We start from the raw sequence: 11,894 nt of genomic DNA, 5'->3' as shown, positions 1-11,894 counted from the left end.
ATGCGCAAACAGCTCAGCTCACCGGCCCGGTCACCACGCCTTGCCTTGCTCGCGACGAGCCTCGGCTTCGTCATCATCTGTCTCGACGTCACGGTGGTGAACGTCGCGCTCGCACGAATGCGCGATGGCCTCGGCCTCGATTCGACGGCGCTGGAATGGGTCGTCAACGCGTACACGCTGGCGTTCGCAAGTCTGCTGCTGACCGCCGGCGCGTTGGCCGACCGGTTCGGCGCGCGCCGCATGTTTGTCGCCGGGTTCGTGGTGTTTACCTGCGCATCGGTGGGGTGCGGGCTGTCGGATGGCGCGGTGCTGCTGGTTGGGTCGCGGGTGGTGCAGGGCATCGGCGCGGCGCTGTGCGTGCCGTCGTCGCTGGCGCTGCTCGGCGCGGCGTTTCCGGAGCCGCATGCACGGGCCAGGGCGGTCAGCGTCTGGGCGGGCACGGCGGCGCTCGCGCTCGGGGCGGGTCCGCTGGTCGGCGGCGTGCTCGTCGACCGCTTCGGCTGGCCGGCCATTTTTCTGATCAACGTGCCCATTGGCGTCGCGGGCATCTGGCTGACCATCGCTCATGCACCCGACACGCAGGGTCGTGCGACCCGTCGCATCGACCTGGCCGGCCAGACGCTTGCCGTCGTTGCTTTGGTCGGGCTGACGTATGCGGTTGTCGAAAGCGGCAGACTGGGCTGGACCAGCATGACCGTATTGACGGGAATGGCCGTCGCGACCGTTGCGGGCGGCCTGTTCGTCATCGTCGAGGCGCGGCAGGCGCAGCCGCTTTTACCGCTCGCGCTGTTCCGCCATGCCGCGGTGAACGTCAGCGCGCTAACGGGGCTGTCGCTGAATTTCGGCTACTACGGACTGATGTTTGCGATGAGTCTGTTTTTCCAGAGCGCGCGTCACGACACGCCGCTCGAAACCGGCCTCGCGTTCCTGCCGATGACGGCGGTGGTCGCGGTCGCAAACGTCGCGTCGGGCTCGCTGACGGCGCGCTTCGGTTATCGCCTGCCGATGCTTGTCGGCCAGGCACTGGCCGCGCTCGGCTATGTTTCGCTTGCGTTCGTGCGGGTGGATAGCAGCGCGCTAGCAGTCGCGTTGCCTCTGCTGAGTGTTGGGGTCGGTGTGGCGCTCGCGGTGCCGTCGATCAACACCGCGGTGCTGGCGCACGTGGAACCGTCGTACATGGGCATTGCGTCCGGCGTGTTGAACACCGCGCGTCAGATTGGCGGCGTGCTCGGCGTGGGCTTGTTCGGCGCCCTTGTGCGGCCGGAGTTCGACCATCTTGCCGAAGGTCTGCATCTGGCCGCGATCCTGGCCGCTACTGTGACGCTTTTGAGCCTCCTGAGCATAGTCATGGGCCTCAAGACGTCCGGATCGATGGTCACGGACGGTGCGCGTTGAGAGCATTGTCGCCGCCGCCTGCCTCATGCGCGGAAGCGCCGGCCATCACGCGCCAGCGGTCGCTGTCGAGCACGGCTCGAGCGTCGATCCGCCCGAACATGTCCAACAGAGGTGCGACGAGGCCCGTCCAGCCCGTCTGATGACTGGCCCCGAGCCCTGCACCGTTGTCGCCGTGGAAATACTCGTAGAACAGGATCAGGTCGCGCCAGTGCGGATCGTCCTGAAACTTGCTGGTTCCGCCGTAGACGGGACGTGTTCCATCCGCATCGCGCAGGAAGGTACCCGTCAGTCGCCGGACGATTTCCTGTGTCACCTCGAAAAGCGCCATGTAATGCCCGGACCCGCTCGGGCATTGAACCTTGAATTCGTCGCCGAAAAAGCTGTAGAGGTTCATCAGTGCCCTGACAACGAGCAGGTTCACCGGCATCCATACCGGACCTTGCCAATTGGAGTTCCCGCCGAACATGCCCGTATTCGATTCGGCCGGCAGGTACTGCACTTTGTAACCAGTCCCACCGATGTTGAGCACATACGGATGCTCGAGGTGATAGCGGGAGAGCGAACGGATGCCATGCGGTCCGAGGAACTCGTTCTCGTCGAGCAGGTATCCGAGCACGCGTTCGAGCTTGCGTCTGTTCAGGATCGACAGGAGCCTGCGCTCCCGATGGCCGATGAAGCCCGTATCCGTCGGAGCCACGTGGGCGAGCAGCTCCGGGTAGCGTTTGCGGAATTGGGCGATCAGCTCCATCAGTTTCGGATACCGCGTCACCGAATCTGCTTCCGTCAGCGATTTCGGCGCGATGCGCTCGTAGAACTCGTCAGCATCGGCAATGCGTTCGTTGAAGGTGCTCGAAGCCGTCGAACGCGTTGTCGCGGCTTATCGCGCTCAGGCGCAGCCGGATCGTCACGCTGTCGCGGCCGGGTATGTTGCATACGTAATGGGCCGCCGCCTTGGTTCCCGTTTTGGCCGGATTCACCGCCTCCCGTTGTCCGCCGATCACATACGCGTGGAATGCGTCTTTCACATAGGGCGAAGCAATGGGTTGATTCCACAGACGCCGTGCATTGCTTTCGTTCTCCGTGAACAGCAGTTCGGTCGCGCCTTCGCAATAGAGCCAGTAGTCGCCCAGTTCATGATGGCGCGCTCGAATGACGCCTGGCGCCTCTTCGCACAGCGACGGCCTGGGATCGTCGTGGTTCTCCGACCATGTATTGCGAAACCATAGCGTTGGCAGGATTCGAAGCTGCGCGGCGTCCCGTCCGCGGTTGTGCATGCAAATCCGCACCAGGATGTCTTGTGGATCGCGCTTCGCGTACTCGACGAACACATCGAAATAGCGGTCGTCATCGAACACGCCGGTATCGAGCAGTTCGTACTCGAGTTCTTCTCGCGATCGCTTGCGGTTCGTCTCGACCAGGTCGAGGTACGGATATTCCTGCTGCGGGTACTTGTACAGATACTTCATGTACGAGTGCGTGGGCGTGTTGTCGACATAGAAGTAATACTCTTTCACGTCCTCGCCATGATTGCCTTCGCTATTGGTGAGCCCGAACAGGCGTTCCTTCAGAATCGGGTCGCGCCCGTTCCAGAGTGCGAGCGCGAAGCAGAGTCGCTGCTGGTCGTCGGATAGTCCGCCGAGCCCGTCTTCTCCCCACCTGTAGGCGCGCGAGCGCGCCTGATCGTGGGTGAAATAGTTCCAGGCGTCGCCATCATCGCTGTAGTCCTCGCGGACGGTTCCCCATTGCCGCTCGCTCAAGTACGGCCCCCACTGCTTCCACGGCACCTGCGCCGCATGCGCGTCGTTCAAGCGTTTTTGTTCCGTGACATCGACGTCTGCGAGAGCCATTTCTGCCTCCGTAACGGCCGGATGAACCTGCAACAGGCGGGCGGTCGCCCTACGACGATCGCCCGGCGAGCCCGGTGGATACGTGCTGCTGCGAAGCAATCCTGATGTGCGAGACGAACCACGCCGCGAGCACGAACCACCCCGCTGCGACGACGAACGCGACGACGTAGGCGGTTCCGGCACCAGCAAGCGCCTTGACCCACGACAGCATCCACCCGGTCGCGGCGGGGCCGAGGATCTGCGGCAGCACCATCGACACTTGCCAGATGCCCATGTCCTTGCCGCTGGATGCATCGTCTGGCAACACTTGCAGTGCGAGCGCCCAGTCGACGGCTTGATAGGTCCCGTAAGCGGCGCAGAAAACGAGTCCGACTGCGATCACCAGCAACAGGTTCGGATGCACCGCCAGCATGACAAAGCCGATTGCGGCTCCGGCCATGATCCAGCTTGTCAGGCGGACGACGGGGACCGCGCCGTGGCGGTCGGCGAGCCTTGCGCCCAACAGGCTGGCCGGGATCGCCAGCACCACGCCGACACCAAGAAGCCCGTTCATCACACCGGTCGGATGACGAATGCCGATCACGTCCTGCAGGTAGTACAACATGAAGGTGAAGATCGACCAGATTCCCATGTTGCCGAACAGACGGGTCACCAGCACCCAGTAAAAGTTTCGGTGGAGGCGCGGATCGAGATAGAACGAGCGCATGAACGCGAGGAGTTCGAACCGTTCATGGGATCTGACAGGCGTCGGCTCGCGCGAGCCGCGAATCGTCAGCCAAATGCAGAGCAGCATGATCGCAATGAACGTGGCCACCGTCGGATACAGGCGGCCCGGCGAATAGAGCACGACGAGCACCACGTTGCCACTGATGGTGCCGAGCACGGACATCACGTTGAGCCACGCGCTCGCGCGGTTGGTTTCCCGTTTTGGCACGACATCGGGCACCAGCCCGGCATACGGACCCGCCGCCCAGTTCCACCAGAACTGCAGATGCAGGAACGCGAGTGCATAAAGCCATACGCTCGCCCCTCTGTTGAATGAAGCAAGCCATACCAGGGCAACCGCAGTGCCGAACACGCCGGTGACGAGAAACGATCGCCGACGTCCATGTTTTGCGATGGAGCGATCTGACAGGGCGCCGGCCAGCGGCGCCACGATCATTGCAACGAATGCGCCGCACGCAATGACGGAGCCGGCCACACCTTCCTTCAATGCGGCATCGCGTCCGAGCATTTCGGCGACCTGTGACGGCACCAGCACCGGAACGACCGTCATCCATTGGGTAAACAGCGCGAACCACAGCGACGCGATCTGTATGTGACTGAGCGTCGTCAGGCGAGGGGCGGGCGGTCTGGTCGACACATTCCGGGCTGGACTGGATAGCGGCATGTCAGAGGTCCATGGGCGTCGCGCATTTTGCTGCCCGGTCAATGCTTGCTAGCTTACGGGGCTGCAGAGAAAGATTAGGACATTTGATCTGGCTTATGCATGCGAGGGCAGTGCGTTCCTTGCCGTCGGGCGAGTACCCACGTCAAACGCAGCGCCGGCACGTCGTATGGCTGAATGTCCGCGAACGAGGTGAGATATTGAATCAGCAGCCGCCGTCGCACGTCGGCCAACTTGCTGTCTGCGATGCCCAAGCCGACGCGTCCCCAGCTCAAGCGACGAGGTGTTGCCGCAGATACACGGCCGTGCGGCTTTCCTTCGCGCTGCCTGGGAGGGCCGCGCAAACGGTGGTGTGGGAGCACAGACTATGCCAGACACAGAGACGCATGGCATCAGGCGCGCAATGTGCTTGCAGATAGACCCGTGGATCAAGGAGAAAAACGATGACCCTGCTCATCTATCTGGTCGGATGGATCATTTTCATTGGCGGCGTCGCGTGGGGATTGATGGCGCTGCATGTCGCGCAGCACATCATTGCCATCGTGGCCGTGATTCTGCTCGGCATCGCGGTGATTACGGGCGCTACGCGAGCGCGTAATCGAGACCGGTCGTCATAGCGAAGTTCCCTCGTGCGTGACGGCGCTCAGGTACGCTACGGCGCGCTCGCGATGTACCATTTCCGCGTGGAGTCTCACGCCGGGCATCGTGGAGTACATCATGGGAAGCGCATGGAAACGCCGCTTCAAACTGCTTGTCCAGCGTTTCTGGCAGCCAACCAGCGCGTGCATGACCTGTATGCCGGGGAGCTGGGGCAACGTCATGAGCCTCACGCACTGGGCGATCGCATTCAAGACCGGGCTGCTCACCGGTGTGCTCGCGCTGCTGCTCACCTTCACGCCGGCGGCGAAGTGGTACGGGAATCGCTATAGCAACGCACTGCTCGTCGGTTGCCTGACCGCCATCGGCGATGCCTACTCTCATCTGAGCCACTACCGCTTTCACGCTCTCGAACACATCGCGACGGGGATCATGTCCGGCCTGTTTGCGCTCGCTGCGTCGTACCTGTTCGAGGATCGCGCGCGCCGCGTGCGCGCGGTATGGTCGCGTTTGTTCGGACAATCAGTGCGGTGACGAAAGCAGCTTGAAGCGCTTCCACAGCTTCTTCAACGTCCGATGATCGGCAGCGACCCGTGACGCGAGAAAGCCGCGTGCGAAGGCCGCGCCCGAGGCGGCCTCGGGCGCCGTCGTCAGCAGCGACTTCAGCAGCTGATCGGCGACGACGGCATCGTTGCGCCAGCCGAGATCGTCCTGAAGGGCGGTGAGCGCTTCGACATAGTGGCGGACGACCCGCCGCGGGCATAACGACGCGAAGAACTCGGTGGCGTATCGAACCTTCTTCGCCGCGATGCGGGCGCGGTGACGGCTGTGATCGTCGAGATCGGCCAAACCCTTGCCACGTTTGATCAGTTTCTTGTGCCGACGGCGCAGAACATCGGCGGCGAACGGCTTCACTGGGCTGCCGATCACGTCGCGCTGTTCGTCGGACATCTCATCTCGCCAACCCTTGCGGCTCAACCAGAGCGCCAACTGGAGCGCGAGCCGCGTATAGCGAACCGATTCGACCGCGGCCGCCGCGCGCTGCCGGTTGTCGACGGCATTCTGCTCGCAGGCCTCTCTGACGGGGCGGATCTCGTCCGTATTGCCGTCGGCGCCGGCATGTTCGAGCGTCGATCCCGCGAGCACTTCCCAGTCGCGCGCGGTGCCGAGTTCCGAGGCAATCCAGCGCAACTCCTCGTCGAAGCCGGGAGCGGCGGGGATGACCTTCGCAAACAGGTCGAGAGCCGAACGCAAGCGGCGAAGCCCCACGCGCATCTGATGGACGCTCGATGGATCGTGGCCCGACACGACGCCCAGTTCATTCGCGTGGACCTGGTCCAGACAGTTGCGCACAATGACGCAGAATGCATCCTCGATCGAATCGCGCTTGTCCAGTTGCACCGGTTGCGCTTTCACCGCCTCTCTGTGCTCGGCTACCAGCAGTGCATACCCGATATCGGCCTTGCTGCTACGATCGATATGGAGTGGCACGGTTTCGAGCATTTCCAGCGCGACGCGGTACAGCATGTCCGGATCGCCCTGTTTCAATTCCAGTTCCACGGCGGCGAGCTGCACCGAACCCGACTCCGCCTCGATGGTTCCTTCGTCGAGAGCAAGCTCGAGTTCGTCTCCGGACGGCTGGCGCAGTTCAAACGCCGAGCGGTTGATCCGCGTGACGAACACTGGCTTCAGTTGGGCGGGAACGGTGTCGTCGTGAATCAGCTTCCCGCAGTCGCTGTTCTCGGGGATCTGGTCGCACAGCAGCTTCAGATCGGGCGTGTCGCTATTCACGGGCATCTCGAACTCGTCCCGGTCGAACAGCCCCGCCTTGGCCGATCCTTCGAGCTTCAGCGTCTGGATTTTCTCCTTGCCGACGCTGCGCACGCGCAGCGAAGCCCCGCACCAGTGAAATGAAAACTCGGGCGTATCGAAATAGGTGCTCGTCAGCAGGCGAGGCGCCCCCGCGGTGGCTTCCGATTGCGCCAGTATCGACGCGTTACGCAACTTGCCCAGATCTTCGTTCGCAACGCGCAGCTTTAGCTCCCGTTCCATGCCGCCTCCGAAATGAGCACCATACCGTCAGACTACACCGGATTCGCTGGGCTGCGTCGCAGCCGATCGTCCCAAGTGGCCGCTCCGAACCCGACGTTTCCTGGAGACGGGGTGGGTTAGCAGCGCAAGCAGGCATTCGTGCAAAACTTGTCCACCGTCTTAGCCACCTCTTCTGTGCACAACTTTCGTCGTGCTTAAAACGGTGATGCACGTCGACCCGATACAAGCTCACAACGACAAATAGCGAGTGTTCCCAAAGTAAATCGGGGAAAACGGTATGCGCAACTATGGACCGACATGTTGGAACCGCCAGGCTAACGGCCCGCATTTCTGGTCGACGCCATTTGGGTCGGAATGAGGATGTGCAACTTGACAGCATTTTGCAAATTCCCCCGAGGATATAGGGTATGCTGAAAAAAGACTCAAGAAACTCCCAGAAGTCGGCCCAAAAATATTTTCAGAAATGACATTAGAGCGCGTTACCCCAATTCTTCGAAAGAGTAGGGGAATCATATGCCGCACAGAGTAAAAACGATCACTCTCATCGCGCGGTAACGACATTAATCGATGTGATGCAACGCGCCACCAGGCGATGCACGTAACGCAAGCGGAGCACCAAAATTCAACAAAGAAGATCAATGCATATATCTATGGCGGAAGGGTCATCGATAACAAAACACTTTTCATTTGCATCGTAACCGAATAAGCTTGCAAACACTTTGGAATTATAAATGATGCCACCACCGGAAGTTTCGGCTGAGCTGGAGGAATTCTTGCGGGAGAAAATCGGAATTCCGTCAAAAATAGCAATAAAGTCATCCAGTTCTTTAGAAGACGATTTTGGCGTCACGGGCGACGATGCGAGCAAGCTTATCAACACGTTCGCAATAACATTTAACGTTCAACCCGGCGATTTCGAATTTCTCAGATATTTTAATATGGAAGGATTCAGCGTTTGGCCATTTTCGATTCTTGCCCGGTATCTTCTAAAACTCAGAGGCGTGAAGGACTACAAAAATAAAGCCAATTACAGTCGGAATGCTGCAGCGTGCGATTGAGCTAGGCGTGTGGGACAGCCAACGCGTATGGGAAGCGCGAAGCGCGTCGCCCAGGGAGTGACCGCCAATGGAAGTCATTGCGGCCTGCTGTCGATAAGGTCTCACCTCGCGCCATACAGTAAGAGTGCCGTACAAAACTCGCCCGAAGGAAGCGCCTTACCCTAGGGTTTGCACGGCTCGACGCACCCCGAGTTCGCGATTCTCACAACCGTCCACACGGGGACATCTTGATTAGGAAATGATCATTTCCTATAATCGCGCCATGACCACACGCCACCATCCTGCCAGACAGCCTCGAGCTCCAGGCCGTCCTCGCGAATTCGATATGGACATCGCGCTGGACGGCGCAATCCGGATTTTTCGCGAACGCGGCTATCAAGGGACGTCTCTTGGCGATCTCGGTGCCGCGATGGGCCTCACGGCCGGCAGTATCTACAAGGCGTTCACTGATAAGCGAGCGGTGTTCCTTGCCGCGCTCGAGCGCTACATCCATCTACGGAATGGCCAGTTGCAAAGCCTGCTCGACGCGGAGCAAACCGGCCGCGAGAAGGTACGGGCCGTTCTGCGGTTTTATGCCGAGTCCGCAGTTGGCGACGAGGGCAAGCGGGGCTGTCTCGTAGTCGGAAGCGCAATCGATCTGCTCGCTTTCGATGATGAGGTCGCGGGTCATGTCGCCGCTTCTTTGCAGCGAACGGAGCGTCTGTTGTGCCGTCTGATCCGGCTGGGCCAGACAGACGGTTCGATCGCGTCCGCCGTGGATGCGGACGCTACCGGCCGCGCCCTGCTGAGTTTGACGCAAGGTTTGAGGGTCGTCGGCAAAGTTGGGCGGCCCCGGGCGCACATAATGGCGGCGGCGGAGCAGGCCATGCGTCTGCTGGACTAAGCACAGCAAGATATAGCATCGCATCAGTTACCAGTGCTGCTCGCCAAATTAGGAAATGAATATTTCCTAACGTAATCTGCCGATGAGAAACAGCCGTTCAACGATGTAATCACTCAACCCAAAGGAGTCTCATTCGTGAAAGCACTTCACTCGCCCATGCCATCTGGGAGTTCCGAAATCGTAAGCACGCTGCCAGCATCAAGGCCCGTTCCGGGGTTAGAAGGATTCGAGCACAAGTTCGCGACCGTAGACGGACTGAGACTGCACTACGTCACCGGCGGAAACCCGCAGGGCGATGTGATCGTGTTGCTCGCGGGCTTTCCGCAGAGCTGGTTCGCGTGGCGCAACGTGATGGCGCTGCTTGCAAAGACCTACCGGATCGTCGCACCGGACCTGCCCGGACAAGGTGATTCGGATCGTCCGATGGACGGCTACGACACACAGACCCTTGCGAGCCATGTCCACGGTTTGCTCCGGCAACTCGGAGTGACCCGGTACTTTCTCGCCGGACACGACATTGGAGCGTGGGTGGCTTTTCCGTACGCCGTGATGTTCGCCGACGAGGTCCGTCGCCTCGCGCTGCTGGATGCGGGGATCCCCGGCGTGACCTTGCCCGATGCGTTGCCGATTTCACCCGAGCGTGCATGGCGTACCTGGCATTTTGCGTTTCACGTCCTACCTGACCTGCCGGAAGTGCTGCTGGCCGGCAAGGAACGCGAATACCTCGACTGGTTTTTGCGGCGAAAGACGGCCAATCCCGATACTTTCACTGAAGCCGATATCGATGAATATCTGCGCATTCTGAAGAAAGACGGCGGCTTACGCGCCGGCCTTGCGTATTACCGCGCCGCGCACGTGTCCGCCCGGCAGAACGCGGAATTGAAGCAGCGAGGCATGCTCGATTTGCCACTGCTGACGCTCGGCTCCGATCAAGGGTCCATCGCCGATATGGCGACCCCTCTGCGAGCGTTCTTCACCGACGTCCAAGGCCGCACCATTAGTCACTGCGGGCACTTCATTCCAGAAGAACAACCGCGCGCGGTCGCCGACGAACTCACGGCATTCTTTGGCAGCGCATAGGGGTAACGGGGCAGGTGGACGCGGACCGCCGGGCACGGCTCAGACGATGCGGGCGTGCTGTACGACGATCCACGCGGACCACGCAAGCAACGCGACGCCGAGCGGCTTGCCGATGGACCTGCCCCAGGGGAAGTTCTTCTCGGCCGACATGATCCCGCCCAGCGCCAGCATCCAGCCGACGCTGCCGGTGCCGACCGCGAACATCAGCAACATCAGCGCCCAACAGCAGCCGACGCAGAAGGCGCCGTGACTGATGCCGAGCACGAAGCTCTCGCGGCGCGCGCTTTTGCCCCGCCAATGCCCGGTGATGAACATCAGCGGCGAGCGGCATTTGTCGAGACATCGATGTTTGAGGCTGCTGAACTGATAGAGGCCCGCGAGCGCGACGATCGCGGCGCCGATCAGCCAGCCGTTGGCAAGCAAGCTCGGAACTTGCTCGGCGGCCAGATGGAGCGCCGCGTCGACGCCGTGCGCGACTACGCCGAACAGCGCCCACGTCGTCGCATAACCGACGATCAGAAGCGCTATCAGCGTGCGCCGGTTTTCGCGCGCGACGGTCATCCGCCGGAAGGTGTCGAACAGCGGGAAGGCGCTCGGCAGCATCATCGCCGCGATCATCAGCAGCCATGCGGCGCTGTGCAGCAGCGCCGCGATGGTGACGCTAGCACCGGACACCGCGCGGCATATCGGGCCGACGAGCGGCAGTTCGGCCCAGCTCACGTGACGCAGATAACGCGCATAGGGACCCGCGTCCCACACCCATAACGCGATCCACGCGCTGCTCGTCAATGCGACGAAGAGCGGCGCGAACAGCCGCGAGCGTGCTTGCATCTTCACGACGCGAAGTTGAACGATCCCTGAATGGCGTTATGTCCGCTCAAGGCGAGGTCGAGATCGAGCTTTTCGTGCCGCAGGCGGAAAGAGTTCGCCTTGCCGACGAAAGCAGGGCAGCCCGGTATCGTCGAAAAGATGCTTTCGACCAGCTTGGTCGGCTCGCCGGTCGGGCCGCGATAGGGCTCCAACTCGGCATCGATTGCTTCGCCGACTTTCATCCTGCCCTTGCCGTCGACGACCGTGTATTCGATCGGCACGCGTTCCACGGACACGACTTCGCCGATCAACTGCACGAGATCCGCGAGGGGGCCGCCGCGCTCGCCACGGTGCACGCTCACCAGAGCGTCGAATTGCGCGTCGCTCGCGCGCTCGTCGACGAACATCGCGACGCGCCAGCCACCTTTGAGCACATTGCCGGGAATGAACGCCGCGAACGCGATAGTCAGGCCCGACACATCGACGCCGTCGATCGTGCCTCGCTCGTAGTGGTATGCAAGCGCGCTGCGGCAAACGCCGTTGTCGGGATCTTCTCCGATCCAGCACGGACACAGCACCTTGCATTCGCACACTTCGAGGATGCTGCCCATCAGTTGATAGCTCATTTGCGCCTCCGCTGCCGGTTGAATCCGGCCGGGAAGAACATCGCCGGACATCCTCTGTTGTAGGCGTTACGGGGGCAGTAATCAAAGCATTCGAGGGACGGCGAATGATTGAAACGGCTTACACAGTCGGTGCTTTTGCGGTGGCGGGCAGGCGTGCGC

Annotated in this window: 10 protein-coding genes and 1 pseudogene; 6 read left to right on the top strand and 5 right to left on the bottom strand. The window is 61.3% G+C overall.

Features of this window, described 5'->3' with window-relative positions; genetic code table 11:
• Positions 1 to 1,395 (top strand): MFS transporter, encoded by a 1,395-nt coding sequence (locus tag G5S42_RS34910; protein WP_176111299.1) that lies wholly within the window; start codon positions 1 to 3, stop codon positions 1,393 to 1,395.
• Here the strand turns inward: G5S42_RS34910 and G5S42_RS34905 are convergent.
• Positions 1,376 to 3,242: pseudogene (locus G5S42_RS34905) on the bottom strand (MGH1-like glycoside hydrolase domain-containing protein). The gene G5S42_RS34910 and the pseudogene G5S42_RS34905 sit on opposite strands and share 20 nt — an antisense overlap.
• A 49-nt stretch (positions 3,243 to 3,291) precedes the next feature.
• Positions 3,292 to 4,632, bottom strand: a complete 1,341-nt coding sequence (locus tag G5S42_RS34900) for an MFS transporter (RefSeq protein ID WP_176111298.1) — start codon at positions 4,630 to 4,632, stop codon at positions 3,292 to 3,294.
• Positions 4,633 to 5,072: 440 nt separating this feature from the next.
• On the opposite strand from G5S42_RS34900, the gene G5S42_RS34895 reads away from it, so the two are divergent.
• Positions 5,073 to 5,246 carry a hypothetical protein gene (locus G5S42_RS34895; RefSeq protein ID WP_013093753.1) on the top strand — a complete coding sequence of 58 codons (174 nt, stop codon included), beginning with the start codon at positions 5,073 to 5,075 and terminating at the stop codon, positions 5,244 to 5,246.
• Between the two features lie 100 nt (positions 5,247 to 5,346).
• Entirely contained in the window at positions 5,347 to 5,760 is a 414-nt protein-coding gene (locus G5S42_RS34890; protein WP_176111297.1) for a hypothetical protein, read from the top strand.
• Here the strand turns inward: G5S42_RS34890 and G5S42_RS34885 are convergent.
• Positions 5,749 to 7,278: a CYTH and CHAD domain-containing protein gene (locus tag G5S42_RS34885; protein ID WP_176111296.1), complete on the bottom strand. Its 1,530-nt coding sequence runs from the start codon at positions 7,276 to 7,278 to the stop codon at positions 5,749 to 5,751. The genes G5S42_RS34890 and G5S42_RS34885 overlap by 12 nt on opposite strands.
• A 731-nt stretch (positions 7,279 to 8,009) precedes the next feature.
• On the opposite strand from G5S42_RS34885, the gene G5S42_RS34880 reads away from it, so the two are divergent.
• The 3 genes from G5S42_RS34880 (at position 8,010) to G5S42_RS34870 (ending at position 10,299) form a co-directional block, all read left to right on the top strand.
• Positions 8,010 to 8,336: a DUF1493 family protein gene (locus G5S42_RS34880; RefSeq protein WP_246392281.1), complete on the top strand. Its 327-nt coding sequence runs from the start codon at positions 8,010 to 8,012 to the stop codon at positions 8,334 to 8,336.
• A gap of 325 nt (positions 8,337 to 8,661) precedes the next feature.
• Positions 8,662 to 9,219: a TetR/AcrR family transcriptional regulator gene (locus tag G5S42_RS34875; protein WP_176111295.1), complete on the top strand. Its 558-nt coding sequence runs from the start codon at positions 8,662 to 8,664 to the stop codon at positions 9,217 to 9,219.
• Between the two features lie 156 nt (positions 9,220 to 9,375).
• Positions 9,376 to 10,299: an alpha/beta fold hydrolase gene (locus G5S42_RS34870; protein ID WP_246392405.1), complete on the top strand. Its 924-nt coding sequence runs from the start codon at positions 9,376 to 9,378 to the stop codon at positions 10,297 to 10,299.
• Positions 10,300 to 10,338: 39 nt separating this feature from the next.
• Here the strand turns inward: G5S42_RS34870 and G5S42_RS34865 are convergent, their stop codons facing one another.
• Together G5S42_RS34865 and G5S42_RS34860 are read right to left on the bottom strand one after the other, a co-directional pair.
• Positions 10,339 to 11,130, bottom strand: a complete 792-nt coding sequence (locus tag G5S42_RS34865) for a DUF2182 domain-containing protein (RefSeq protein ID WP_176111294.1) — start codon at positions 11,128 to 11,130, stop codon at positions 10,339 to 10,341.
• A gap of 2 nt (positions 11,131 to 11,132) precedes the next feature.
• Positions 11,133 to 11,735 carry a DUF1326 domain-containing protein gene (locus tag G5S42_RS34860; protein WP_176111293.1) on the bottom strand — a complete coding sequence of 201 codons (603 nt, stop codon included), beginning with the start codon at positions 11,733 to 11,735 and terminating at the stop codon, positions 11,133 to 11,135.
• Positions 11,736 to 11,894: the final 159 nt, after the last annotated feature.

The organism is Paraburkholderia youngii (assembly GCF_013366925.1).
GTDB lineage: Bacteria > Pseudomonadota > Gammaproteobacteria > Burkholderiales > Burkholderiaceae > Paraburkholderia > Paraburkholderia youngii.
This window is presented reverse-complemented; position numbering and strand designations above follow the sequence as displayed.

Excerpts from the sequence above, each read along its gene's own strand:
- G5S42_RS34910 (WP_176111299.1), top strand. The coding sequence starts at position 1 with ATGCGCAAACAGCTCAGCTCACCGGCCCGGTCACCACGCCTTGCCTTG.
- G5S42_RS34900 (WP_176111298.1), bottom strand. The coding sequence starts at position 4,632 with ATGCCGCTATCCAGTCCAGCCCGGAATGTGTCGACCAGACCGCCCGCC.
- G5S42_RS34895 (WP_013093753.1), top strand. The coding sequence starts at position 5,073 with ATGACCCTGCTCATCTATCTGGTCGGATGGATCATTTTCATTGGCGGC.
- G5S42_RS34890 (WP_176111297.1), top strand. The coding sequence starts at position 5,347 with ATGGGAAGCGCATGGAAACGCCGCTTCAAACTGCTTGTCCAGCGTTTC.
- G5S42_RS34885 (WP_176111296.1), bottom strand. The coding sequence starts at position 7,278 with ATGGAACGGGAGCTAAAGCTGCGCGTTGCGAACGAAGATCTGGGCAAG.
- G5S42_RS34880 (WP_246392281.1), top strand. The coding sequence starts at position 8,010 with ATGATGCCACCACCGGAAGTTTCGGCTGAGCTGGAGGAATTCTTGCGG.
- G5S42_RS34875 (WP_176111295.1), top strand. The coding sequence starts at position 8,662 with ATGGACATCGCGCTGGACGGCGCAATCCGGATTTTTCGCGAACGCGGC.
- G5S42_RS34870 (WP_246392405.1), top strand. The coding sequence starts at position 9,376 with ATGCCATCTGGGAGTTCCGAAATCGTAAGCACGCTGCCAGCATCAAGG.
- G5S42_RS34865 (WP_176111294.1), bottom strand. The coding sequence starts at position 11,130 with ATGCAAGCACGCTCGCGGCTGTTCGCGCCGCTCTTCGTCGCATTGACG.
- G5S42_RS34860 (WP_176111293.1), bottom strand. The coding sequence starts at position 11,735 with ATGAGCTATCAACTGATGGGCAGCATCCTCGAAGTGTGCGAATGCAAG.